Raw genomic sequence first — 25812 nt, forward strand, 5'->3', positions numbered from 1 at the left:
GTAGGAGCTGACGAGTGAAACGAGGCTGCGATCTTTTGATGTTGTTTTTGAAGAGCAAGATCAAAAGATCGCAGCCTCGTTTCACTCGACAGCTCCTACAAGTGTTCGGCGCCCTGCAGCGGTTCGTCACCCAGCAGCAGATCCTTGTCATGGCTGACCAGTTCTTCTTCGAACATGCGCCAGATGTGGTCGTCCTGAGTGCCCAGCAGTTCGACGAAGCGACGGCCATCGACCTTGTCGCTCAACTGGCCGATATAGCGACCCTGTTCGGTTTCACTGCGGGCGAGGGTGATCTTGCGATCCTTCTCGGGCTGCGTTGGCGAGATCAGGTTCAGCTCCAGGGTTTGCGGCTGGCTGTTGCCGCTCAGGCGCAGGTCGACTTCACCCGTCACGTCATCCAGGTGCACGCTGGCACGCAGGAGCAGGGTCTGTGCCAGCAGCTCGCGGTCGAGCGAACGGTTGATGCCTTTGCCAGCCTCGTAGTAGTTGTCGTTGACCAGGTTGTCCGGATTGTTCACCGCGATCGTCACCATGGACAAGGTCAGCGTCACCGAGCAGGCGAGGATGGCGATGATGATCCACGGCCAAAGGTGCTTGTACCAGGGACTTGCGGCGTTTGCTGCGGGCATGATCACTTCTCTCAACGAATTTGTGGGCCGATGAACCGGCTCTTGGCTTCAACGTGGATACTTTCGTCATCGGCATCCTTGAGGATGAATTTCACCTCGTTGGTGCTCGATGGCAGTTTTTCCGGGGCGATGGACAGTTCCACCGGCTGGCTGAAAATCTCTCCGGCGGCGACCTTGATCTCGCGTTTGCCTTGCAGCTTGAGATCCGGCAGGCCGGCGGCTTCCAGCACGTAGGTGTGGTCGCGCTGATCCTTGTTCATGATCTTCAGGCTGTAGACGTTTTCAATCCGGCCTTCGGCGTTCTCGCGGTACAGCACGCGGTCTTTGCTGACGTCGAAACCGACCAGCGAACGCATGAAGAACGCCGTCGCCAGCAACGCCATCATCGCCAGCAATACAGCGGCGTAGCCGATCAGGCGCGGGCGCAGTTTATGGGTTTTTTGCCCGGACAGGTTGTGCTCGGTGGTGTAGCTGATCAGGCCGCGCGGGTAATCCATCTTGTCCATGATGCTGTCGCAGGCATCAATGCACGCGGCGCAGCCGATGCACTCGATTTGCAGGCCGTCGCGGATGTCGATACCGGTCGGGCAGACCTGGACGCACATGGTGCAGTCGATGCAATCGCCCAGGCCCTGGGCCTTGTAGTCGATGCCTTTCTTGCGCGGGCCGCGGCTTTCACCGCGACGCGGGTCGTAGGAAACGATCAGCGTGTCCTTGTCGAACATCACGCTCTGGAAGCGCGCATACGGGCACATGTAAATGCACACTTGTTCGCGCAACCAGCCGGCGTTGCCGTAGGTGGCAAGGGTGAAGAAACCGACCCAGAAATACGACCAGCCATCGGCCTCGCCGGTGAAGAAGTCGAGGGTCAGTTCGCGGATCGGTGAGAAGTAGCCAACGAATGTCATGCCGGTGACGAAGCCGATCAACAGCCACATCGCGTGCTTGCTGAATTTGCGCAGGAACTTGTTGGCACTCATCGGCGCCTTGTCCAGCTTGATGCGTTGGTTGCGGTCGCCTTCGGTGACCTTTTCGCACCACATGAAAATCCACGTCCACACGCTCTGCGGGCAGGTATAGCCGCACCAGATGCGACCGGCGTACACGGTAATGAAAAACAGGCCGAAGGCGCTGACGATCAGAATGCCCGAAAGCAGGATGAAGTCCTGGGGCCAGAAGGTGGCGCCAAAGATGAAGAATTTACGCTCCGGCAGGTTCCACCAGACGGCTTGATGACCACCCCAGTTCAGCCACACCGTGCCGAAATACAACAGAAACAAAAAGGCACCACCCATCATCCGCAGGTTGCGGAACAGGCCGGTGAAGGCGCGGGTGTAGATCTTTTCTCGAGAGGCGTAGAGGTCGACGCTGTTGTTCGCGTTTTTGGCTGGCGGGGTAACGTCGTGTACCGGAATCTGGTTGCTCATCGGTTGCATCCCACGGCAGTGGAAAAATGCCTCGGTCAGTACATGCCGACCGCGGTCAAAAAGGGTGTTGCAGTGGCGCAATGATACGCCGGTAGCGGCAGCGAACGGGTGCGACCTTTGGTCACGTTGGTGGAAATCAATCGACGGTGTAATGACTTGAATCAATTGACTGGTGAAATTATGGACGGTTTTTCAGGTGTGGGCGGAGTCAATCTCCGATGGCCTGCTGATGATGACTGCTCGCTCAGGGTTGAAGTCGATGCTGTCTTCAGGCATCCGTAGACGTTCAACAATGCTGGATTCGTTGTTGTAGCCAGGATTATGTTCTTTTGGTGGGGCATTTTTTGGGGGCGTATCTGGAGCGTCATTCATGATTAAGTCCTATGTGAAAAATTTACCTCCCCAACCTTGTGCCTGCCGCGTTTCGGGGCAACGATAAAAAAGATTCTTCAAGGAGTTCCGGTAAACAAAGGTAGCTCAGTAACCCGTAGGAATCGGCCTGCTGTGGACGGCGTTCCGGCAATGGCGACCTTATGTTTGGCGTGTATTTATCCGTTTCTGCGGCAACGGCTGCTGACGGTTTCGCCCTTACGGCGAGTTACTTGGAGAAGCGCCAAGTAACCAAGCGCTTTTGCCCCTTTCGTTCGGTGCCTCGCCATGGCTCGGCATGCCCTCGCTCCGGTCCTGCTCCGTGGGCCCGCCGCCATCGGCCAGCCATGGCCGGGGGCGGCTAACCCGGCATCCATGCCGGGTTGCCCACTGCGCAGAACCTCCACTCGGCCTCTCGAGGGGGCGACCACAGCCAGAGCCGCCGAGGCGGCCTTAAAGCACCTGGCTCTTAGGTGACCCCGTTACCTCATTCCGGATTTGTCCACCGATCCCGTGTAGGAGCCGGCTTGCTGGCGATAGCGTCCGTCCCGTCAACACATCGTTGCCTGACCCACCGCCATCGCCAGCAAGCCGGCTCCTACATGGGATCGGGTTCACCCAATTCGAAACTGTAGGAGCCAGCTTGCTGGCGATGGACGTTAACGATTACGCGTGCTGTCTGGATTAACGCGGCGCGTTTAAATCCATCGTCGGAACGCCGCCCGCAGCAAGCCGGCTCCTATAGGAAAAAACCATAAAAAAAGCCCCGCCAATTCTCATTGGCGGGGCCGTTTTTTGTATCAGGCGATCAGCTTACTGAGCATCTTGCGCCGGAGCTTTCTCACCGTGAGACAGGCTGTAGACGTAAGCGGCCAGCAGGTGAACCTTGTCGTTGCCTTGCAGCTGCTCTTGCGCAGGCATCTGGCCCTGACGGCCGTAACGGATGGTCTGCTGCAGTTGAGCGAAGCTCGAACCGTAGATGAACGCCGCCGGGTGGGTCAGGTCAGGTGCGCCCATTGCTGGCGTGCCTTTGCCGGCCGGACCGTGGCAGGCCACGCAGTTGGCAGCGAACAGTTTCTGCCCGGCAGCCGGGTCGGCTTTGGTGCCTTCCGGCAGCTTGCGGCCATCGAGGTTGGTCAGGACGAACGCAGCAACGTCCGCCACGCCTTGCTCGCCGATCACTTCAGCCCACGCCGGCATGACCGCATGACGGCCACCCATGATGGTGGTCTTGATGGTTTCCGCTTCGCCGCCCCAGCGCCAGTCGGCGTCGGTCAGGTTAGGGAAGCCATAAGCGCCCTTGGCGTCGGAGCCGTGGCAGACCGAGCAGTTGGAGGCGAACAGGCGGCCACCCATCTTCAGGGCTTGCGGGTCCTTGGCGACTTCTTCAATCGGCATGGAAGCGAACTTGGCAAAGATTGGACCGAACTTGGCGTCCGACTTGGCCATTTCCTTTTCCCATTCGTGAACGCCGGTCCAGCCGCTCTGGCCGTTGGCGAACGCGGTCTGCTTCTCGTTATCCAGGTAGTTGTAACCTGGCAGCAGGCCTTTCCAGTTGCCCAGGCCCGGGTACAGCACCAGGTAGCCCAGGGCGAAGATGATGGTGCCCACGAACAACATGAACCACCATTTCGGCAGTGGGTTGTCGTACTCCTCGATCCCGTCGAAGGAGTGGCCAACCGTCTCTTCGGTGGCTTCGCTGCGCTGGCCCTTGCGGGTGGACAGCAGCAGCCAGGTCAGGGCGAAGATGGTGCCGAGACTGAGGACTGTGACGTACAGACTCCAGAACGTAGTCATTCTTTGTTACTCCTAGAAGCTTGCTCGACGTGCTTGATGGCTTCGGGATCATCCGCGAAAGGCAGCAAGGTCGCGTCTTCAAACTCCGACTTGCGCTTGGGGCTGAATACCCACAAAGCAAGACCGATGAAGGCCACCATCACGACAACGGTGCCCAGGCCACGAATCATCCCGATATCCATCTAAATCACCGTTTGCTTTTGATGATGGTGCCCAGGCCTTGCAGATAGGCCACCAGCGCGTCCATTTCGGTTTTGCCCTTCACAGCATCCTTGGCGCCGGCGATGTCTTCGTCGGTGTAAGGGACGCCGAGCGTGCGCAAGACTTCCATTTTCTTGGCGGTGTCTTTGCCGTCGAGCTTGTTTTCCACGAGGAACGGGTAGGCCGGCATTTTCGACTCGGGCACGACGTTGCGCGGGTTGTACAAATGCGCACGCTGCCAGTCATCGGAGTAACGACCGCCGACACGGGCCAGGTCCGGACCGGTACGCTTGGAACCCCACAGGAACGGGTGGTCCCAGACGCTTTCACCGGCGACCGAGTAGTGGCCGTAACGTTCGGTTTCAGCACGGAACGGGCGGATCATCTGCGAGTGGCAGCCGACACAACCGTTGGCGATGTAGATGTCGCGGCCTTCCAGTTCAAGGGCGGTGCGCGGCTTCATGCCTTCCACCGGCTTGTTGGTGACGTCCTGGAAAAACAGCGGAACGATCTGGGTCAGGCCGCCGACGCTGACGGCGATAACCATGAAGAAGGCCAGCAGGCCAATATTCTTCTCGACTGCTTCATGCTTCATCAGTGAGCTCCAACTACAGCGATCTGTTCAGCAGCTTTGGCTTCAGCCGGGTTCGAGGCACGTACGGTACGCCATACGTTGTAGGCCATGAACAGCATGCCGCTGGCGAAGAACGCACCGCCCAGGGCGCGAACGATGAAACCAGGGTGGCTGGCTTGCAGCGCTTCAACGAACGAGTAGGTGAGGGTGCCGTCGTCGTTGATTGCACGCCACATCAGACCCTGGGTGATGCCGTTGACCCACATCGAAGCGATGTACAGAACGGTACCGATGGTCGCGAGCCAGAAGTGCGCGTTGATCAGGCCGATGCTGTGCATCTGCGCGCGACCGAACAGTTTCGGGATCATGTGGTAGATCGCGCCGATCGAGATCATTGCTACCCAGCCGAGAGCGCCGGCGTGTACGTGGCCGATGGTCCAGTCGGTGTAGTGCGACAGCGAGTTGACGGTCTTGATCGCCATCATCGGACCTTCAAAGGTCGACATGCCGTAGAACGCCAGCGATACCACCAGGAAGCGCAGGATCGGGTCGGTGCGCAGCTTATGCCAGGCGCCCGACAGGGTCATCATGCCGTTGATCATGCCGCCCCAGCTCGGAGCCAGCAGGATGATCGACATCGCCATGCCCAGGGACTGAGCCCAGTCCGGCAGTGCGGTGTAGTGCAAGTGGTGCGGGCCGGCCCAGATGTACAGGGTGATCAGCGCCCAGAAGTGCACGATCGACAGGCGATAGGAGTAGATCGGACGCTCGGCCTGCTTCGGAACGAAGTAGTACATCATCCCCAGGAAACCGGTGGTCAGGAAGAAACCGACCGCGTTGTGGCCGTACCACCACTGGATCATCGCGTCCGTCGCACCCGAGTAGGCCGAGTAGGACTTGAAGAAGCTGACTGGCAGGGAGGCGTGGTTGACGATGTGCAGCATCGCAGTCACAACGATGAAGGCACCGTAGAACCAGTTACCCACATAGATATGCTTGGTTTTGCGCTTGGTGATGGTGCCGAAGAACACCAGACCGTAAGTAACCCAGACGATGGCCAGCAGAATAGCCAGGGGCCATTCCAGCTCAGCGTATTCCTTGGTGGTGGTGTAACCCAGCGGCAAGGTAACGATGGCGCCGACGATTACCGCTTGCCAACCCCAGAAGGTGAAGGCCGCGAGGCTGTCGGAAATCAGTCGCGTTTGGCAGGTTCGCTGCACGACATAATAAGAAGTGGCAAACAGTGCACAACCACCGAAGGCGAAAATCACCAGGTTTGTGTGCAGCGGGCGCAGGCGTCCAAAGCTCGTCCACGGCAGGCCGAAGTTCAATTCCGGCCAGACCAGTTGCGAGGCGATGAAGACACCGAGCCCCATGCCAAGGATCCCCCAGACCACCGTCATGATGGCGAACTGGCGGACTACCTTATAGTTATAAGCAGTCGGACTGATTGCTGTGCTCATTCTAAGGTTCCACGGTTTGGGTGTTTTATTAGGAGTAAAAATCGGCCGCAAGTATGGAGAAAGCAGGGGGTCATTGCAACGCGCCATGACCTGGGTCAATGCTTTCAAAAGCTGATTCTGCGGCCTTTCCATGCGCCGCGTAAGGACAAAATCGCCCTCGGACAAAATGTCGCAGTGAACGAAAATGGTGAGAGGGTCAGGTCAGATGTAACGGGGTGTGTTCAAACGCAACGAGCGGGTGACCGATGGCAATTGGCACGACAGCCGGTATCTACCAGCCTTTGCGGCTTGTCATCGAGCAGATTCGTCGAACACATCGGGTTGGGTCGACCTGGAACCGGCTCATGCCAGTCCGCATCGGAGCAAGCTTAGACCCGAATCCGGGGAATCGAAAGGAGGACTAACGGAGGGTGCGACAATGGGTCGCAAAGGGGTAGGGAACTGCCGCATCCGGGGAGAATGCGGCAGTAGAGGGGTCAAGAACTATTCGCTTTTGCCTTGCGCCTGCAAACGCTCTGTATTCACACCGTGAGACAAGCTGTACACATAAGCGGCCAGCAGTTGCACCTTATCGTTGCCGAGCAGTTCATTCTGCGCCGGCATATGGCCCTGGCGGCCATGACGAATGGTTTGTTGCAGTTGCGCCAGGCTTGTACCGTAAATGAACCCGGCCGGTTGCGTCAGATTTGGCGCACCCATGGCTTCAGTGCCCTTGCCGTTTGCCCCATGACAGGCTACGCAAGTGGTGCTGAACGCTTGCTGTCCGGCTTGCAGGTCGGCGGTGTCGCCAGCCGGCAATGGCAGGCCGGCCAGTTCATGACGCACAAACGCTGCAACGTTTTTCACGCCGGCTTCACCGAGGATTTCACCCCAGGCCGGCATCGCCGCCATGCGTCCACCCATGATCGTGGTCTTGATCATCTCGGCGTCGCCGCCCCAGCGCCAGTTGCTGTCGGCCAGGTTCGGGAAGCCGAAAGCGCCCTTGGCATCCGAGCCGTGGCACACCGAGCAGTTGGAGGCGAACAGGCGACCGCCCATTTTCAGCGCTTGCGGGTCCTTGGCCACTTCTTCCACCGGCATGGCGGCGAATTTGGCGAAGATCGGTCCGAACTTCGCGTCAGCCTTGTTCATCTCCTTTTCCCATTCGTGAACGCCGGTCCAGCCGTCCTCGTACCCCGGCAGGACGCCTTTCCAGTTGCCCAGGCCCGGATAGAGAATCAGGTAACCCACGGCAAACACCAGCGTGCCGGCGAACAGCATGAACCACCACTGTGGCAGCGGATTGTCATATTCCTCGATGCCGTCGAAGCTGTGGCCCATGGTCTGGTCGACGCTGCCCTTGGTTTCGCCCTTGCGGGTGCCGATCAGCAGCCAGGTCAGGCCGATCAGGCTGCCGATGGTCAGTACGCAGATCCACGTACTCCAGAAAGTGGTCATGACCGGGTACTCCTTGCTTCAGATTCTTGGGTGCTATCGGGTTGTGGCTCATCGGCGAACGGCAGCAGGCGCGCTTCGGCAAATTCCGGATTGCGCTTGCCGTTGAACACCCACAGCGTCAGGCCGACGAAGGCCACGAACACCACGACCGTGCCCAGGCCGCGAATCAATCCACTGCTCATTACGCTCATTATTTCAAAGGGCATGGCTCACCTCTTGCTCTTGATGGCAGTGCCGAGCACTTGCAGGTAGGCGACCAGCGCGTCCATTTCGGTCTTGCCCTTGAGCGATTCGACCGAGCCGGCGATGTCGGCATCGGTGTACGGCACGCCGAGGGTGCGCATCGCCTTGATCTTGGTTTCGGTGTGGCTGCTGTCGAGCTGATTGGCCACCAGCCATGGATAGGCCGGCATCTTCGATTCCGGCACCACGTTGCGCGGGTTGTACAAGTGCGCGCGGTGCCAGTCTTCGGAGTAGCGGCCGCCGACACGGGCCAGGTCCGGCCCGGTACGTTTCGAGCCCCACAGGAACGGGTGATCCCAGACACTTTCCCCGGCCACCGAGTAGTGACCGTAACGCTCGGTCTCGGCGCGAAACGGACGGATCATCTGCGAGTGACAGCCAACGCAGCCTTCGCGGATGTAAATGTCGCGACCTTCCAGTTGCAGCGCGGTGTAGGGCTTCATGCCTTCCACCGGTTTATTGGTCACGTCCTGGAAGAACAGCGGGACGATCTGGGTCAGGCCACCGATGCTCACGGCCAGGACCATCAGCAGCATCAGCAGGCCGACGTTTTTTTCGATTGTTTCGTGTTTCATGGCGGACTCCTCAGGCGATCTGCGCGGCAGCGGCGACTTCGGCAGGCTGCGAGGCCCGCACGGTGCGCCAGGTGTTGTAAGCCATCAGGAACATGCCGCTGAGGAAGATCGCACCGCCCACCAGTCGCACGACGAAGCCTGGGTGGCTGGCCACCAGGGTTTCGACGAAGGAATAGGTCAGCGTGCCGTCTTCGTTGACTGCGCGCCACATGAGGCCTTGGGCGATGCCGTTGACCCACATCGACGCGATGTACAACACGGTGCCAATGGTCGCGAGCCAGAAGTGCGCGTTGATCAGGCCGATGCTGTGCATCTGCGCACGACCGAAGATTTTCGGGATCATGTGGTACAGCGCGCCGATGGAAATCATCGCCACCCAGCCGAGTGCGCCGGCGTGTACGTGGCCGATGGTCCAGTCGGTGTAGTGGGAGAGGGCGTTGACGGTCTTGATCGCCATCATCGGACCTTCGAAGGTCGACATGCCGTAGAAGGCCAGGGAGACCACGAGGAAGCGCAGGATCGGGTCGCTGCGCAACTTATGCCAGGCGCCCGAGAGCGTCATCATGCCGTTGATCATCCCGCCCCAGCTTGGCGCCAGCAGGATCAGCGACATCACCATGCCCAGCGACTGCGCCCAGTCCGGCAGCGCGGTGTAGTGCAAGTGGTGCGGGCCGGCCCAGATGTACAGGGTGATCAGCGCCCAGAAGTGCACGATCGACAAGCGATAGGAATACACCGGGCGTTCGGCCTGTTTCGGCACGAAGTAGTACATCATCCCGAGGAAACCGGCGGTGAGGAAAAAGCCTACGGCGTTGTGCCCGTACCACCACTGAACCATGGCATCGGTCGCACCGGCGTACACCGAGTAGGACTTGGTGAAACTCACCGGCAGTTCAAGGTTGTTGACGATGTGCAGGATTGCCACGGTGATAATGAACGCACCGAAGAACCAGTTGCCGACGTAGATGTGCTTGGTCTTGCGTTGCATGATCGTGCCGAAGAACACCACGGCGTAGGCGACCCAGACGATGGTGATCAGGATATCGATCGGCCATTCCAGTTCGGCGTATTCCTTGGAGCTGGTGTAACCCAGCGGCAGGCTGATCGCTGCCAACAGGATCACCAGTTGCCAGCCCCAGAAGCAGAACGCGGCGATTTTCGGCGCAAACAGCTGTGTCTGGCAGGTGCGTTGCACCGAATAGAACGAACTGGCGAACAGGGCGCAACCGCCGAACGCGAAGATCACCGCGTTGGTGTGCAGTGGGCGCAACCGGCCGAAACTGGTCCACGGCAAATCGAAGTTGAGTTCAGGCCAGACCAATTGGGCCGCGAGAAAAACCCCGAGCCCCATGCCGACGATGCCCCACACCACCGTCATAATGGCGAATTGGCGGACCACCTTGTAGTTGTAGGCGGTACTGATAGAAGTGTTCATGGTTCCCCATCCACGGTTCAGCCGAAGTGAAGGCCCGTCTTTGCGAGTAAGCCGCGAAAGACTGGCGCTCCCTTCGCCTGGAGTTATAGGCAGACTAAAAGCGAGGCAAGCATGGACAAAGAGCACAAGGCCAGTATTGACGGGGATCAATGGGCGCGGTGTGTGCAGGATCATGGATGGTTGTGGAATGCCGCTACAGGGCCGGCATCGGCGACGTTGATCCTTGCCCATGGCGCCGGGGCGCCGATGGACAGCGCCTGGATGAACGACATGGCCGCGCGCCTTGCTGCGCTGGGCGTCAACGTGTTGCGCTTCGAGTTTCCGTACATGGCGCAACGGCGTGTCGATGGTGGCAAGCGTCCCCCGAACCCGGCGCCGAAACTGCTGGAATGCTGGCGTGAGGTGTACGCCGTGGTGCGACGCCATGTCACTGGTCGTTTGGCTATTGGCGGCAAGTCCATGGGCGGGCGAATGGCGAGTTTGCTGGCTGATGAGTTGGGGGCGGATGCATTGGTGTGTCTGGGGTATCCGTTTTACGCCGTGGGTAAACCGGAAAAGCCTCGGGTCGAGCATCTGGCCGGGTTGAAAACGCGGGCGCTGATTGTGCAAGGCGAGCGGGACGCGCTGGGGAATCGTGAGGCGGTCGAGGCTTACACGTTGTCAGCGAACATTGAAGTGTTTTGGCTGGCGGCGGGGGATCATGATTTGAAGCCGTTGAAGGCTTCGGGGTTTACGCATGAGCAGCATTTGGCGGCTGCGGCGGGGAAGGTTGCTGCGTTTCTTCAGTGAGATTTGCGGTGGCAGTCAGGGCCTCTTCGCGAGCAAGCCCGCTCCTACATTAAATCTTCAGTGGACACACGTTTTGTGTCCGACAACGATCAAGTGTGGGAGCGGGCTTGCTCGCGATAACGGTCTGCCAGATACCATCACTTTCAGATTGGCAATAAAAAACCCGGAAGCTTTCGCCGTCCGGGTTTTTTGTCTTTCCAGCATCAATCAGCGATTAAACCGCTCCACCAGCGAATACTGAGTATTCGCCGTCTTCGTCAGCTCTTCACTCAACAACGCCGAGTGCTGTGCCTGTTCCGACGTCTGGTCAGCCAGTTGCGAGATGTTGCTGATGTTGCGGCTGATTTCTTCGGCCACCGAGCTTTGCTCTTCGGTCGCGGCCGCGATCTGGGTGGTCATGTCGGTGATGTTGGCCACCGCTTCGCTGATCCCCACCAACGCCTGATCCGCTTCCAGGACCCGGGCCACACCTTCTTCGGCCTGGCGATGCCCGGCTTCCATGGTTTGCACCGCCGTGCTCGCGGTTTGCTGGAGCTTGGCGATCAGGGCGTGAATCTGCCCGGTGGATTCGCTGGTGCGTTGCGCCAGTTGACGAACTTCGTCCGCCACCACCGCAAAACCACGACCCATCTCACCGGCGCGGGCCGCTTCGATGGCCGCGTTCAACGCCAGCAGGTTGGTCTGGTCGGCGATGCCTTTGATCACGTCGACCACGCCGCCGATTTCGTCGCTGTCCTTGGCCAGTTGGGTCACGGTCAGCCCGGTTTCACCGACCACCTCCGACAAACGCTGGATGGCTTCGCGGGTTTCCCCGGCGATGTCACGACCGCGACCGGTCAGGCGATTGGCTTCCTGAGTCGCGTCAGCGGTGCGTTGTACGTGGCTGGCGACTTCCTGTGTGGTAGCGGCCATCTGGTTGACGGCGGTGGCCACTTGTTCGGTTTCGACGCGTTGGCGTTCCAGGCCGGTGGAGCTGCTGTGAGCCAGGGTGTCGGACTGTTTCGCCTGGTCGCTCAAATGTTCGGCGGTATCCTGCAGACGGGTCAGGCAGGTTTTCAGACGAGCTTCCTGACTGAGGATCGACATCTCCAGACGTGCTTGAGCGCCACGGCTGTCGGTATACATCTGCGCGATCAGCGGGTCGGACGTGGTCTGCTCGGCCAGGCGCAGCAAGCGCTTGAGACCGCGCTGTTGCCAGCTCAACCCCAGCAGGCCCAACGGCACCGAAAGGCCCGCGGCCAGGGCGAAGCCCCATTGAGAGTTGAGCGTGGCACCGATCATGAAACTCAGCTGGCTGACCAGGATGAACGGCAGCCAGTCCTGAAGCACCGGCAGCCATTTATCGGAGGAAGGAATCGCTGACTTGCCCTGGTTGATGCGTTGGTAGAGCGCTTCGGCACGCTGGATCTGTTCGGCGGTGGGCTTGACCCGCACCGACTCGTAACCGACGACCTGGTTGCCTTCGAAAACCGGTGTGACGTAGGCGTTGACCCAGTAGTGGTCACCGGTCTTGCAGCGATTCTTGACAATGCCCATCCATGGCAAGCCTTGTTTCAGTGTGCCCCACATGTGCGCGAACACCGCGGCCGGTACGTCGGGGTGACGGACCAGGTTGTGCGGTGCACGGATCAGTTCCTCGCGGGAATACCCACTGATGTCGACGAACGCGTCGTTGCAGTAAGTGATCACGCCCTTGGCATCGGTGGTGGAAATCAACCGTTGCTGAGCCGGGAAGGTCCGTTCGCGTTGTGTAATAGGCTGGTTGTTACGCATGGCTTTTTCAATCCGCAAGGCTTTGAGAGGTTGTCGGCACTGTCAGGAATTTATTGAAATTATTTTTCAATAATCGGCGGTGTGTCGCAAAATGACCGTTGCGTCAGCCCGCCAGCATTGGATACGTGAACAGTCCAAAATGCAGCAGGTTCAAGCCGAAATGCGTGGCGATGGCCGCCCCCAACCCGCCGAAACGGTAGGCAAGACCATAGCCGACACCCGCCAGGCTCGCCAGCAACACCCATTGCCAGCCGGCACCCAGATGCACCAGTCCAAACAACAGTGAGGCGAGCAGCAGTGCGAGGTTTTCGCCATAAGGCAGGTGTTTGAAGTGTCGGCTCAGACCGCCCTGGATATAGCCGCGAAACAGCGCTTCTTCCACGAGGGTCACCAGTAACAGGTTGTTGAATAGCCACAACCAGGCCTGATCAGGCCATTTGGGGGCCCAGCTGATCACGCCCAACAACAGCGCGCCGCCCAATGCCAACACGCTGCTCAGTGTCAGCCCCTGCGCGGTGGCATAAATGCCAAGCCGCAGCGAACGTCGGCCGACAATCCACGGGCAGAACAGCAATAGCCAGAAGCCGATCAGCGGTTTGTCCAGATTCAGGTACATGGAAAACATCACGGCATCGTCGGTGAAGCGTTGCGGATTGATGCCGCGGCCGTTGTAGAAACCGGGGAGCCAGTGCATGGCCAGTGCGAGGGCCATGAAAATGAACAGCCCGTGGCCGAGGTAGCGGCCGATGCGGATGTGCTGTTGGCGTGCGGCGAAACCGGCGGTCAATAGCAATGCGACCGAGATCAGCGCCAGCCAGCCGAGGCGGCCGTAGGTCAATGCCAGGCCGTAACCGAGAGAGAGCAGGACCAGCAAGGTCCATGGCAAAGCAAGCATCTGAAGTCCTTGAGTCGGATTTTGCGAGTTGCTCGGTCTATGTGGGAGCGGGCTTGCTCGCGATAGCGTAGTGTCTGGCAACATTTATGTTGGAGATGTCGGCCTCATCGCGAGCAAGCTTGCTCCTGCAAGGGATTTAAAGCGCGGCGATTATAGAGACGAACACCCCACAAACAAAAACACCGCCCGAAGGCGGTGTCTTTTGTCAGCAGGCAGTCACGACGCAATCAACTGCCGCAACACGTAATGCAAAATCCCTCCCGACTTGAAGTACTCCACTTCATTGAGCGTATCGATCCGGCACAATACCTCGACTTTCTCGCGGCTGCCGTTCTCGCGGGTGATGATGAGCGTCAGGTTCATCCGCGGCGTCAACTCCACACCCGTCAAACCCAGAATATCCAGCGTTTCCTTGCCCGTCAGGTTCAGGCTCTTGCGGTTTTGATCCAGTTTGAACTGCAGCGGCAACACGCCCATGCCCACCAGGTTGGAACGGTGAATCCGCTCGAAGCTTTCGGCGATGACCCCTTTCACACCCAAGAGATTGGTGCCCTTGGCGGCCCAGTCACGGCTCGAACCGGTGCCGTATTCCTGCCCGGCGATCACCACCAGCGGCGTGCCAGACGCTTGATAACGCATGGCCGCATCGTAGATCGCCATTCGTTCCCCGGTGGGAATGTAAATCGTATTTCCGCCTTCCTCGCCGCCGAGCATCTCGTTGCGAATCCGGATGTTGGCGAAGGTGCCGCGCATCATCACTTCATGGTTGCCGCGACGGGAGCCGTAGGAGTTGAAGTCCCGCGGTTCCACGCCTTTCTCGCGCAGGTAGTTGCCAGCCGGGCTGTCGGACTTGATGTTGCCGGCCGGGGAGATATGGTCAGTGGTCACCGAGTCGCCGAGCAGCGCGAGGACCCGGGCACCCTCGACATTCTTGACTTCGGGCGGCGGGCCGCCGATGTCGTCGAAAAACGGCGGATGCTGGATGTAAGTCGAATCGTCTTGCCAGACATACGTCGCCGCTTGCGGCACTTCAATTGCCTGCCATTGCTCGTCGCCGGCAAACACTTCGGCGTATTCCTTGTGGAACATCGCAGTGTTGACCTGATTCACCGCATCGGCGATTTCTTGGGTGCTTGGCCAGATGTCCCGGAGATAAACCGGATTGCCGTCCTTGTCGTTACCCAGCGGTTCGCTGCTGATATCAATGCGCACAGTCCCGGCCAATGCATAAGCGACCACCAGCGGTGGGGATGCCAGCCAGTTGGTTTTCACCAGCGGATGTACACGACCTTCGAAGTTGCGATTGCCCGACAGTACCGAGGCCACCGTCAGGTCGGCTTTCTGGATGGCTTTTTCGATCGGCTCCGGCAATGGCCCTGAGTTGCCGATGCAGGTGGTGCAGCCATAACCGACAAGGTCGAAACCGAGTTGATCCAGATACTGAGTCAGACCTGCGGCCTTGTAGTAGTCGGTGACCACTTTCGAGCCTGGGGCCAGCGAACTCTTGACCCATGGTTTGCGCGTGAGGCCTTTCTCCACGGCTTTCTTCGCCACCAGCCCTGCGGCCATCATCACGCTCGGGTTGGAGGTGTTGGTGCACGAGGTGATAGCGGCGATCACCACCGCGCCATTTTTCAAGCGATAGGTCTGGCCGTCGTACTCGTAGTCCGTTTCACCGACCAAATCCGCGTTACCCACCGCGACACCGCCACCGCCCTCACTTTCCAGGCGACCTTCTTCCTTGCTGGTGGGCTTGAACTGCAGTCCGAGGAAATCACTGAACGCTTGCGCGACATTGGGGAGCGACACCCGGTCCTGTGGGCGCTTCGGTCCGGCGAGGCTGGCTTCGACGCTGCCCATGTCCAACGCCAGGCTGTCGGTGAACACCGGCTCCTTGCCCGGCAGACGCCACAGACCTTGCGCCTTGCTGTAGGCCTCGACCAGTTTCACGGTTTCCAGCGGCCGGCCGGACAGGCGCAGGTATTCCAGCGTCACGTCATCCACAGGGAAGAAGCCGCAGGTGGCGCCATATTCCGGGGCCATGTTGGCGATGGTCGCGCGGTCAGCCAGCGGCAGGTCGGCAAGACCGTCGCCATAGAACTCGACGAATTTGCCGACCACGCCTTTCTTGCGCAGCATCTGTGTGACGGTCAGCACCAGGTCGGTGGCAGTGATGCCTTCTTTCAACTTGCCGGTGAGTTTGAAGCCGATCACCTCCGGAATCAGCATCGACACCGGTTGGCCGAGCATCGCCGCTTCCGCTTCGATCCCGCCGACGCCCCAGCCGAGCACGCCGAGGCCGTTGATCATGGTGGTGTGGGAATCGGTGCCGACCAGCGTGTCGGGGAAGGCGTATGTGCGGCCGTCTTCATCTTTGGTCCAGACGGTGCGGCCGAGGTATTCGAGGTTGACCTGGTGGCAAATCCCGGTGCCCGGGGGCACGACGCTGAAGTTGTCGAAGGCACTCTGGCCCCAGCGCAGAAAGGCATAACGTTCGCCATTGCGCTGCATTTCGATGTCGACGTTTTGTCCGAAGGCGCTTGCGCTGCCGAACTTGTCGACCATCACCGAGTGATCGATCACCAGATCCACCGGCGACAGCGGATTGATCCGCTGCGGGTCGCCGCCAGCCTTGGCCATGGCGGCGCGCATGGCGGCCAGGTCGACCACGGCGGGCACGCCGGTAAAGTCTTGCATCAATACCCGGGCAGGGCGGTACTGGATTTCGCGATCGGAGCGGCGCTCCTTGAGCCAGGCGGCAATCGCCCTGAGGTCGGCGCCGGTGACGGTTTTTTCGTCTTCCCAGCGCAGCAGGTTTTCCAGCAGCACTTTCAATGACATCGGCAGTTTGTCGAGATCACCGAGGCTTTGGGCGGCGTCGGGCAGACTGAAATAATGGTAGGTCTTGTCGTCGACTTGCAGGGTTTTAAGGGTTTTCAGGCTATCGAGGGACGGCATTGCGATCACTCCTTTGAGTCCGCACGGCTACGGACTGAGGGGACGGACAGAGCTTTCAACCTAGCCCCGTTTGAACGTTAAAGCTAATAACTGGACTCTATGGCAAGGTCCAGGGTTCCGAACTCGGCTATCATGCGCCGGTTTTCGTGACAGGCTTTGCTTCATCGCAAGCCTGGGCATCGCGCAGTGGCTGAATTCTTCGCCAACTGCCCAGGAGTAAGAATGAACACCCTCTTTATGCATTGCCGGCCGGGCTTCGAAGGCGAAGTTTGTTCCGAGATTTCCGAACACGCTGCGCGGCTGAACGTTGCCGGTTATGCCAAGGCCAAAACCGCCAGCGCCTGCGCCGAATTCATCTGCACCGAAGAAGACGGTGCCGAGCGCCTGATGCGCGGTCAGCGTTTTGCCGATCTGATCTTTCCGCGTCAGTGGGCGCGAGGAATTTTCATCGACCTGCCGGAAACCGACCGTATCAGCGTGATCCTCGCGCACATGGTGGACTTCCCGCTGTGCGGCAGCCTGTGGCTGGAAATGGTCGATACCAATGATGGCAAGGAACTGTCGAACTTCTGCAAGAAGTTCGAAGTGCACCTGCGCAAGGCACTGATGGCGGCCGGCAAACTGGTGGAAGACGCGAACAAGCCGCGCCTGTTGCTGACGTTCAAAAGCGGTCGCGAAGTGTTCATGGGCCTGGCCGAGTCGAACAACTCGGCCATGTGGCCGATGGGTATTCCGCGCCTGAAGTTTCCCCGCGAGGCACCGAGCCGTTCGACCCTGAAACTGGAAGAGGCGTGGCACCACTTCATCCCGCGCGACCAGTGGGACGAGCGCCTGCACAGCGACATGACTGGCGTCGACCTCGGCGCGGCACCTGGCGGCTGGACCTGGCAACTGGTCAATCGCGGCATGCTGGTGACCGCCATCGACAACGGCCCGATGGCGGAAAGCCTGATGGACACTGGCCTGGTGCAGCATTTGATGGCCGACGGTTTCACCTACAAGCCCCGCCAGCCGGTGGACTGGATGGTCTGCGACATCGTCGAGAAGCCGGCGCGCAACGCCGCGATGCTCGAAGAGTGGATCGGCGAGGGCCATTGCCGCGAAGCGGTGGTCAACCTCAAACTGCCGATGAAACAGCGTTACGCTGAAGTGAAGCGCTTGCTGGAGCGCATTGCCGAGGGTTTCAAGGAGCGCGGGATCCGGGTCGAGATTGGCTGCAAGCAGCTGTATCACGACCGGGAAGAAGTGACGTGCCATTTGCGCCGTCTCGATGTGAAGAAACCGAAATCCCGCTGACGCCCCGCAATTTTGTAGGAGCCGGCTTGCTGGCGATAGCGCGTTACGCGGTGTATCTGAATCACCGCGACGTCTGGATCGCCAGCAAGCCGGCTCCTACAGGGATGGCGTGATGCCACAGATGACTGTTCACCCGGCAATGCGCGACAATGCCGGCCAGTTTCAGGAGTGAATCATGAGTGAAATGCTTGATACGCCGGTAGACGGCACCCTCGACGCCACCGGCCTCAACTGCCCGGAACCAGTGATGATGTTGCACCAGCACATCCGTGACCTGACGCCCGGCGGCCTGCTCAAGGTGATTGCCACCGATCCGTCGACCCGTCGTGACATTCCCAAGTTCTGTGTGTTCCTTGACCACGAACTGGTCGCGCAGCACGAAGAGGCGGGCACCTACCTCTACTGGATCCGCAAGAAGTCCGATTGACCCAAAAAAACCTGTGGGAGCCAGCAGGCTGGCTCCCACAGGGTTAACTCAGCCCGTTGCGGATCCGCTTGCGTGCACTGCGCGTCAGGCGGATCGACAGCATCAGCGCGGCACAACTCAAGCCCACGATCAAACCCTGCCACAATCCGCTCGGGCCGCTCGGTGCGCCGAACCAGTCGGTCAGGCCCAGCACGTAACCCACCGGCAAACCAATGCCCCAGTACGCGAAGAGCGTCAGGATCATCGTCACCCGCGTGTCCTGATAGCCACGCAACGCGCCGGCCGCGGTGACCTGGATCGCGTCGGAAAACTGGAACAGCGCCGAATACACGATCAGCATCGCGGCTACGCGAATGACCGTCGGATCAGCGGTGTAGATCGTTGCGATGGGCTCGCGCAGCAACAACATCATGCTCGCCGAAATACACGCATAAGCCAGCGCCGTGCCCATGCCGACACCGGCGGCGAAGCGTGCTTCACGGGGTTCCTGACGACCGAGCGCCTGACCGACGCGCACCGTCACGGCCATGCCCAGGGAGTAGGGGATCATGAACACCAGAGAGCTGAAATTCAGTGCGATCTGATGCCCGGCCACCACCGTGGCGCCGAGGCTCCCGATCAGCAAAGCGATCACAGCAAAGATGCTCGACTCGGCGAACACTGCGATGCCGATCGGCAGGCCAATGCCCAGCAGGCGTTTGATCACCGACCATTGCGGCCAGTCGAAACGGCTGAACAACTGGCTCGACTGATACGCCGGCGCCCAGCGTTCCCAGCCGGCCATGCCCAGCGCCATCACCCACATCACAATCGCCGTGGCCCAGCCGCAACCGACACCGCCCATGGCCGGCACACCGAAGTGGCCATAAATGAAGACGTAGTTGAGTGGAATGTTCAGCGCCAGACCGCACAGCCCCAGCACCATGGCCGGGCGCGTGCGCCCCAGTCCATCACTGAAACAGCGCAGCACATGGTAGAGCGCGACGGCGGGCAAGCCGCTGGCGATCCCGTGCAGGTACTGCATGCACGGGCCGATCAGTTCGGGGTCGACCTTCATGATGTGCAAGATCGGCTCGGCGCTGAACAGCATGCCCGTCGCCATCAAACCCACCACCAACGCCAGCCACAGCGCCTGACGGACAATCGGGCCGATCTCGCTGTGCGTGCCGGCACCAAAGCGCTGGGCGACTTTTGGCGTGGTGGCCAGCAGGGTGCCGGTCATCAGCAGGAACACCGGGACCCAGATCGAGTTGCCCAATGCCACCGCCGCCAGATCCCGTGGCCCGACGCGGCCGGCCATCACCGCATCGACGAAGCCCATTGCGGTGGTGGCAAGCTGCGCGATCATGATCGGCAGCGCCAGACCGAGCAGGTTTTTCAGCTCCAGGCGAACCCGGGCCGGGCGGTTGAGGGAAATGGCGGCGGGGCGGTCAGTTACGGAATTCAAGGGCGAAACGTCCAGAGATTTTGAGGCGCGAGGCGGCGCATTCTACGCCTTGACGCAGTGGTCAGGAAAAGTCCTGTGTTAGCGTTTTGTAAGCTCAAATCCACAGTTACCGTGCAGGAGCTGCCGAAGGCTGCGATCCTTTAAAACAAAGTCAAAGGATCGCAGCCTTCGGCAGCTCCTACGCGGGATAGATGCTAGGCGCTGGACGTCATCTCCGCCTACACTGCCGATCCGCCAAAGGAGCCTGCCCATGCTGATTGTTGCCGACGAAAATATTCCGCTGCTCGATGCCTTCTTCGAAGGTTTCGGCGAAATCCGCCGGGTACCGGGACGTTCCATCGACCGCGCCACCGTCGAACAGGCCGATGTGCTGCTGGTGCGTTCGGTGACCAACGTCAATCGCTCGCTGCTCGAAGGCAGCAAGGTGCGGTTCGTCGGCACCTGCACCATCGGCACGGATCACCTGGACCTCGATTACTTCCAGCAGGCCGGTATCACCTGGTCCAGCGCCCCCGGCTGCAATGCCCGTGGCGTGGTCGATTATGTGCTGGGCAGTTTGCTGACCCTCGCCGAAATTGAAGGCGCCGACCTCACCCGGCGCACTTACGGCGTGGTGGGGGCAGGGGAAGTGGGCGGTCGACTGGTCAAGGTCCTGCAAGGGCTGGGCTGGAACGTGCTGGTCTGCGATCCGCCACGGCAAGCCGCCGAAGGCGGGGATTTCGTCAGCCTCGAGCAGATCATCGAGCAGTGTGATGTCATCAGCCTGCACACACCGCTGAAGAAACACGGCGCCGGAACGACCTGGCATCTGTTCGACAAAAACCGTTTGAACCAGCTCAAGCCCGGCACCTGGCTGATCAATGCCAGCCGTGGCCCTGTTGTGGATAACGCCGCCCTGTGCGAAGTGCTGCTGCAACGCGAAGACCTGCAAGCGGTGCTGGATGTCTGGGAAGGCGAGCCCGAAGTCGACGTGGCACTGGCCGAACTCTGCGTGCTGGCGACACCGCATATTGCCGGTTACAGCCTCGACGGCAAACAGCGTGGAACGGCGCAGATCTATCAGGCGTATTGCGATTTTCTCGGGCAACCGGCGCAGATCAGTCTGAGTGACTTGCTGCCGGCGCCCTGGTTGTCGCAAGTGACCTTGCACGCTGACAGCGATCCGGCCTGGGCGTTGGCGATGCTGTGCCGGGGCGTGTACGACCCGCGCCGAGACGACGCGGATTTCCGTCGCAGTCTTGTAGGCAGTGTGAGTGAGCAGCGTGCGGCGTTTGATGCGCTGCGTAAGCACTATCCATCGCGGCGGGAGATTGATGGGCTGCAGGTGCGGGTCGAGGGGGATTCGCCTGAGTTGCTGAAGATCGTGGCGGCGTTGGGCGCTTCGGCTGTCTGAAAAACCGGTTGGCCCAATCGCGAGCAAGCCCGCTCCCACATTGGATCTCCGTTGGAAACAGCAACTGTATTCACCGGAGATCCAATGTGGGAGCGGGCTTGCCCGCGAATGGCCGCACCACAATTCTGGATCAGCACCCACAAAAAACCCGGCCATCAGGGCCGGGTCAAGAAGACGGTGGCTATATCAATCTTGTTTGGCAGGCTTGACCAATCGCTTCTCCAGTTCGCGGCAGGCGTCCTGGATCATGTCTTCAGTGATCGGTACTTCGCGGCCATCTTTGTCAATGATTGAGCAACCCAGAGACTGATCTGGCTGTGTACGGATCACTTGAATCTTGTCATCGCTGCTGTGTTGCAAGGACATGGCCTGTCTCCTCATCAGGTTGTGTGCTTACTGTAGAACCGCCAGGTGACCGGGCTGTGACAACTCCTGCGGTCTTCTCGGAGCGGCAATACCAGTCCACCAGAAATACCGTAACGTTGCCACCCGGACTTTAGACCAATAGCGTCTAGGGGCTGGACGTTGCGGACATAATTAACCTGACTCATTGTGATTTACAGAGTTCCCCCCCATTGAGCGGTATAGCCGGTCCCTTAACGTGAATTGGAAACCCCCGATGCTATCTGCCCGTCACCGTCGTGCGATTCGCCTGGCCAGTCGTTTTCTCGTGCCCTATCGCTGGCAGGCCTTGGGTGCGTTGCTCGCACTGATTGTCACAGCGGGCATCACCTTGTCCATGGGGCAGGGGATTCGGCTGTTGGTGGATCAAGGGTTCATGACCCAGTCACCGCACTTGCTCAACCAGACTATCGGTCTGTTCATGCTGTTGGTGCTGGGCCTGGCGCTCGGCACGTTTGCGCGTTTTTACCTGGTGTCGTGGATCGGCGAGCGGGTGGTGGCCGACATCCGCCGTCAGGTGTTCAACCATCTGGTTTACCTGCATCCGGGGTTTTACGAAGACAACCGCAGCTCCGAAATCCAGTCGCGCCTGACCGCCGACACCACCTTGCTGCAATCGGTGATCGGCTCGTCGCTGTCGCTGTTTCTGCGCAATCTGCTGATGGTGATCGGCGGGATTGTGTTGCTGTTTATCACCAATCCCAAACTCACCAGCATCGTCGTTGTGGCATTGCCGCTGGTGATTGCACCGATCCTGATTTTCGGCCGGCGGGTGCGCAGCCTGTCGCGCCTGAGCCAGGACCGGATTGCCGATATCGGCAGCTACGTGTCGGAAACCCTCGGCCAGATCAAAACCGTGCAGGCCTATAACCATCAGGTCCAGGACGAACAGCGATTTGCCGTGACCGTGGAGCAGGCGTTCAACACCGCCCGTAAACGGATTTTCCAGCGTGCCTGGCTGATTACCCTGGTGATCGTGCTGGTGCTGGGCGCGGTCGGCGTGATGCTGTGGGTCGGCGGCATGGATGTGATGGCCGGACGGATTTCCGCAGGGGAACTGGCCGCGTTTGTGTTCTACAGCTTGATCGTCGGCAGCGCGTTCGGCACGTTGAGCGAAGTGATCGGCGAGTTGCAACGCGCTGCGGGGGCCGCCGAGCGGATTGCCGAGTTGCTGCGCTCGGAAAACATCATCCAGTCACCGACGACGGGGCTGGTGACATTGCCGGAGCGGGTGGCGGGGAACCTGGTGCTGCAAGACGTGCGTTTTTCCTACCCGTCGCGTCCTGAAAGCTATGCCATCGATGGCTTGAATCTGACCATCAAGGCCGGCGAAACCCTGGCGCTGGTCGGGCCTTCCGGTGCGGGCAAGTCGACGGTATATGACTTGTTGCTGCGTTTTTACGACCCGGCCGAAGGCCGCATTCTGCTCGACGGTGTGCCGCTGACTCAGCTCGATCCATTGGACTTGCGCCGCTGTTTCGCCCTGGTCTCCCAAACCCCGGCGCTGTTCTTCGGCAGCATCGAAGAGAACATCCGCTACGGCAACCCGACGGCGACGCTGGAACAGGTTCAGGAAGCGGCGAAAATCGCCTACGCCCACGACTTTATCGAGGCGATGCCCCACGGTTATCAGACTCATCTGGGGGACGCAGGCCTCGGTTTGTCCGGTGGCCAGCGCCAACGCCTGGCCATCGCCCGTGCGCTGCTGGTGGACGCACCCATCCTGCTGCTCGACGAAGCCACCAGCGCCCTCGATGCCCAAAGCGAACACCTGATCCAGCAAGCCCTGCCCAGCCTGATGAAAAACCGCACCACCCTGGTCATCGCTCACCGGCTGGCCACGGTGAAAAACGCCGACCGGATTGCGGTGATGGATCAGGGAAAACTGGTGGCGGTGGGCACGCATCAGGAGTTGATTGCGAGCAATGCGCTGTACGCGCGGCTGGCGGCGTTGCAGTTCAATGATGGGCACGATGTCTCGACCCCAGTCGGTGAGATAGCACCAAACCTGTAGGAGCCGGCTTGCTGGCGATCGCGGATTGTCAGTTGGCATTGGGTCGACTGATGCACCGCGATCGCCAGCAAGCCGGCTCCTACAGTGGGTCGTGTCGACGCTGAAAATGAAGTGGCCCCCAAAAAAAATGCCCGCATTTCTCAATGCGGGCATTTTCGTTTTCGCCTCAGACAGGCTTATTGATCATCAAAATACCGCTCATGCCAATCCACCAACGGCTGTGGTGAGTTGAGTTTCTGGCCGTAGATCACCGAGTACGACAATACGTTCTGCACGTACTGGCGGGTTTCGTCGAACGGGATGCTTTCCACCCAGACGTCGAAGCTCAGGTGATCTGCGCCGCGCAGCCACTGACGCACGCGTCCCGGGCCGGCGTTGTAGGCGGCGGAGGCGAGAACGCGGTTGCCGTTGAACTGGCTGTGTACCTGGCTGAGGTACGCGGCGCCGAGCTGGATATTCTTGTCCGGATCGAACACTTGCTGTGGCGAGGCCAATGGAATGCTGAACTTGCGTGCGGTTTCCTTGGCGGTGCCCGGCATCAGTTGCATCAGGCCGCTGGCGCCCACTCCGGAGCGGGCGTCGGCCATGAACGCGCTTTCCTGGCGGGTGATGGCAAACACCCAGCTCGAATGCAAGCCACGGGTCTTGGCTTCACGCACGAGGGTTTCGCGGTGAGCCATCGGGAAGCGGATGTCGAGGTCGTCCCAGTACTGAGCCTGGCTGATGGTGCGGATCGCCGGGAAATACCATTTCAGGTCATAAGCCAGTTTTGCCTGGGCGACCATTTCGTCACGGTTGAAATGGCGGCTGACGTGATACCACTCGCGACGACCATCAACGATCTGCCCGCGTGCGTGGAATTCCAGGGCGCGACGCACGCCTGGTGTGTTGCGAACCTTGTTGATCAGCGCCTGGCTGAGCACCAGCGGTTTATTGTTCAGCGAGTAGGGCAGCTGCGAACGGTCGGCGGCGAGGAAACCGTAGAAATCACGCTCACGGGCGAGGCCTTTGTAAAGCGTCTGCGCCTCGGGGTTCTGTGGCTGCGCCAGTTCCAGGCTACGGGCCTGCCAGTAGCGCCAGCGGTTGGTGGTCGCCAGGTCCTGCGGCAGGCGGCGGGTCAACTGATAGGCATCGTCCCAGCGGGCCAGGCGCAACAGCAGGCGCAAGCGCCATTCGGACACGGTGTTGTCGCGCAATTCAGGGTCGTACTTGGTCATCACGTCCAGCGCCCGGCTATCAAAGCGGCGAGCGAGGGTCAGACCGATTTCCCGGGCGATCGCGACTTTTTCATCACGGGAGAAATGCATGCTGCTGGCATAACCGTCGAGCAATTCCATCGCCTTGTCCGGGTCTTGCTTGGCCAGGCGGCGCAAACCGAGGCTGACGATGTCGGACATCGGCTCATCGGCCGGGGTGAAGCGCGATGGCTGATTGAGCAGTTCTGGCTTCTGCGCCACATCCACCAACAAGCGACCGCGCGGGGCGAGGGTGGTGAGGCCGTTGACCAGGCTGTTGGCCAACGGATAGTTGCGCGACTGGGCGGCAAGTTTCGCGCGCTCCCAGCGTTTCTGTTCGGTCAGTTGACCTTCGGCGGCCCAGATCCCGAACAAGCCATCACACGCCCCGGGCAGCGATTTACCCGTTAGCCAGAGTTTTTCGGCGTTGGCATAACCTTCAGTCTTCTGGTTGCGCGCGATCTGATTCTGCGCGTTCAGGCAGTCCAGTTCGGTGAAATTGAGCTTGGGGTCGTAGTACTTGACGAAGGTCGCCCAGTCGCCGCGATCGGCCAGCCAGCGCAACCAGCGAAGCTTCATCCAGTTGGCTTGCGGCAGGTCACCGTGTTCGGCGAGGAATTTCTCGATTTCGGCATTGCTAGCGGTTTTAAGACGTGCGGTCAGTTCGTCATACGCAAGATAAGGCTCCAACGGGTAATCACTAAGGGCCTGGCTGTAACGGAAGTAAGGACCCGTATCACCCTTGGCCAAGGCACGCTTGGCTTCATCGTAGTATTGACGCTGGGTAGACAGGTCTACCGCCTGTGCTGTTTGGATGGCTGTGGCAGTAAGAAGAAAACAGGATAAAAGACCAAAAAGGCGACTGCGCATGAGACGTCCGAACAGAGAAATCATGACAAGCGTTGACGATGCCAACACAGAATTAATTGTAGCTTAGCCTTTTGCCAGCAGCGGGTGAAAGCTTTGCGGGGCTGTCAGCATCAGTTCGCAACATTTGTCATGCAGAGTGCCACGAAGGTGAAATTGCCGGCCT

At 59.9% G+C, this 25812-nt stretch carries 22 protein-coding genes; 5 read left to right on the forward strand and 17 right to left on the reverse strand.

What is annotated here, in order from left to right; all coding sequences use genetic code 11:
• Positions 1-95 precede the first annotated feature (95 nt).
• The 11 genes from FBY04_RS11325 to ccoN (FBY04_RS11375) form a co-directional block, all read right to left on the reverse strand.
• Positions 96-629, reverse strand: a complete 534-nt coding sequence (locus FBY04_RS11325) for a FixH family protein (protein WP_084318625.1) — start codon at positions 627-629, stop codon at positions 96-98.
• Between the two features lie 11 nt (positions 630-640).
• Positions 641-2056, reverse strand: a complete 1416-nt coding sequence (gene ccoG / locus FBY04_RS11330; protein WP_084318624.1) for a cytochrome c oxidase accessory protein CcoG — start codon at positions 2054-2056, stop codon at positions 641-643.
• Between the two features lie 192 nt (positions 2057-2248).
• Complete coding sequence (locus FBY04_RS11335; protein WP_139273000.1) at positions 2249-2428, reverse strand: hypothetical protein; 180 nt, start codon at positions 2426-2428, stop codon at positions 2249-2251.
• An 810-nt stretch (positions 2429-3238) separates the two neighbouring features.
• The gene (ccoP, locus tag FBY04_RS11340) at positions 3239-4222 is read right to left on the reverse strand and encodes a cytochrome-c oxidase, cbb3-type subunit III (RefSeq protein ID WP_084318622.1); all 984 of its coding nucleotides are present in this window, start codon (positions 4220-4222) and stop codon (positions 3239-3241) included.
• Positions 4219-4404 (reverse strand): CcoQ/FixQ family Cbb3-type cytochrome c oxidase assembly chaperone, encoded by a 186-nt coding sequence (locus tag FBY04_RS11345; protein ID WP_003175465.1) that lies wholly within the window; start codon positions 4402-4404, stop codon positions 4219-4221. The genes ccoP (FBY04_RS11340) and FBY04_RS11345 overlap by 4 nt, the downstream gene beginning before the upstream one ends.
• Before the next feature lie 5 nt (positions 4405-4409).
• Positions 4410-5018, reverse strand: a complete 609-nt coding sequence (gene ccoO, locus FBY04_RS11350) for a cytochrome-c oxidase, cbb3-type subunit II (protein ID WP_010456412.1) — start codon at positions 5016-5018, stop codon at positions 4410-4412.
• A complete protein-coding gene (gene ccoN, locus FBY04_RS11355) occupies positions 5018-6460 on the reverse strand; it encodes a cytochrome-c oxidase, cbb3-type subunit I (protein WP_084318620.1) in 1443 nt (480 codons plus the stop codon). Before ccoN (FBY04_RS11355) ends, ccoO (FBY04_RS11350) begins: the two co-directional genes overlap by 1 nt.
• Before the next feature lie 483 nt (positions 6461-6943).
• Complete coding sequence (gene ccoP, locus FBY04_RS11360; protein WP_084318618.1) at positions 6944-7897, reverse strand: cytochrome-c oxidase, cbb3-type subunit III; 954 nt, start codon at positions 7895-7897, stop codon at positions 6944-6946.
• Positions 7894-8103: a cbb3-type cytochrome c oxidase subunit 3 gene (locus FBY04_RS11365; protein WP_084318617.1), complete on the reverse strand. Its 210-nt coding sequence runs from the start codon at positions 8101-8103 to the stop codon at positions 7894-7896. Before FBY04_RS11365 ends, ccoP (FBY04_RS11360) begins: the two co-directional genes overlap by 4 nt.
• A 3-nt stretch (positions 8104-8106) precedes the next feature.
• Positions 8107-8715: a cytochrome-c oxidase, cbb3-type subunit II gene (ccoO, locus tag FBY04_RS11370; RefSeq protein ID WP_008028522.1), complete on the reverse strand. Its 609-nt coding sequence runs from the start codon at positions 8713-8715 to the stop codon at positions 8107-8109.
• A 10-nt stretch (positions 8716-8725) separates the two neighbouring features.
• Positions 8726-10150: a cytochrome-c oxidase, cbb3-type subunit I gene (ccoN, locus tag FBY04_RS11375; RefSeq protein ID WP_084318615.1), complete on the reverse strand. Its 1425-nt coding sequence runs from the start codon at positions 10148-10150 to the stop codon at positions 8726-8728.
• 111 nt (positions 10151-10261) lie between these two features.
• Here ccoN (FBY04_RS11375) and FBY04_RS11380 point away from each other — a divergent pair, with 111 nt between their 5' ends.
• Positions 10262-10939 (forward strand): alpha/beta family hydrolase, encoded by a 678-nt coding sequence (locus tag FBY04_RS11380; protein WP_145315255.1) that lies wholly within the window; start codon positions 10262-10264, stop codon positions 10937-10939.
• Positions 10940-11146: 207 nt separating this feature from the next.
• Here FBY04_RS11380 and FBY04_RS11385 read toward each other — a convergent pair whose 3' ends face one another.
• From FBY04_RS11385 to acnA, 3 genes are all read right to left on the reverse strand, one after another.
• The gene (locus tag FBY04_RS11385) at positions 11147-12712 is read right to left on the reverse strand and encodes a PAS domain-containing methyl-accepting chemotaxis protein (RefSeq protein WP_084318612.1); all 1566 of its coding nucleotides are present in this window, start codon (positions 12710-12712) and stop codon (positions 11147-11149) included.
• Positions 12713-12815: 103 nt separating this feature from the next.
• Positions 12816-13607 carry a CPBP family intramembrane glutamic endopeptidase gene (locus tag FBY04_RS11390; RefSeq protein WP_145315256.1) on the reverse strand — a complete coding sequence of 264 codons (792 nt, stop codon included), beginning with the start codon at positions 13605-13607 and terminating at the stop codon, positions 12816-12818.
• 216 nt (positions 13608-13823) lie between these two features.
• Positions 13824-16565, reverse strand: coding sequence for an aconitate hydratase AcnA (gene acnA / locus FBY04_RS11400; RefSeq protein ID WP_145315257.1), 2742 nt, complete (start codon positions 16563-16565; stop codon positions 13824-13826).
• 222 nt (positions 16566-16787) lie between these two features.
• On the opposite strand from acnA, the gene rlmM reads away from it, so the two are divergent.
• The gene (gene rlmM / locus FBY04_RS11405; protein WP_084318606.1) at positions 16788-17861 is read left to right on the forward strand and encodes a 23S rRNA (cytidine(2498)-2'-O)-methyltransferase RlmM; all 1074 of its coding nucleotides are present in this window, start codon (positions 16788-16790) and stop codon (positions 17859-17861) included.
• Positions 17862-18036: 175 nt separating this feature from the next.
• Positions 18037-18288, forward strand: coding sequence for a sulfurtransferase TusA (gene tusA / locus FBY04_RS11410; RefSeq protein ID WP_084318604.1), 252 nt, complete (start codon positions 18037-18039; stop codon positions 18286-18288).
• A 43-nt stretch (positions 18289-18331) separates the two neighbouring features.
• Here tusA and FBY04_RS11415 read toward each other — a convergent pair whose 3' ends face one another.
• A complete protein-coding gene (locus tag FBY04_RS11415; protein WP_145315258.1) occupies positions 18332-19735 on the reverse strand; it encodes an MATE family efflux transporter in 1404 nt (467 codons plus the stop codon).
• A gap of 250 nt (positions 19736-19985) precedes the next feature.
• On the opposite strand from FBY04_RS11415, the gene pdxB reads away from it, so the two are divergent.
• Positions 19986-21128 (forward strand): 4-phosphoerythronate dehydrogenase PdxB, encoded by a 1143-nt coding sequence (gene pdxB, locus FBY04_RS11420; RefSeq protein WP_145315259.1) that lies wholly within the window; start codon positions 19986-19988, stop codon positions 21126-21128.
• Between the two features lie 186 nt (positions 21129-21314).
• Here pdxB and FBY04_RS11425 read toward each other — a convergent pair whose 3' ends face one another.
• Positions 21315-21494, reverse strand: coding sequence for a PA1571 family protein (locus tag FBY04_RS11425; RefSeq protein WP_145315260.1), 180 nt, complete (start codon positions 21492-21494; stop codon positions 21315-21317).
• Positions 21495-21747: 253 nt separating this feature from the next.
• On the opposite strand from FBY04_RS11425, the gene FBY04_RS11430 reads away from it, so the two are divergent.
• Positions 21748-23544, forward strand: coding sequence for an ABC transporter transmembrane domain-containing protein (locus tag FBY04_RS11430; RefSeq protein ID WP_145315261.1), 1797 nt, complete (start codon positions 21748-21750; stop codon positions 23542-23544).
• Positions 23545-23720: 176 nt separating this feature from the next.
• Here the strand turns inward: FBY04_RS11430 and FBY04_RS11435 are convergent, their stop codons facing one another.
• Complete coding sequence (locus FBY04_RS11435; RefSeq protein ID WP_084318596.1) at positions 23721-25649, reverse strand: transglycosylase SLT domain-containing protein; 1929 nt, start codon at positions 25647-25649, stop codon at positions 23721-23723.
• Between the last annotated feature and the right edge of the window lie 163 nt (positions 25650-25812).

It is taken from the genome of Pseudomonas sp. SJZ080 (genome assembly GCF_007828295.1).
Lineage (GTDB): Bacteria > Pseudomonadota > Gammaproteobacteria > Pseudomonadales > Pseudomonadaceae > Aquipseudomonas > Aquipseudomonas migulae_A.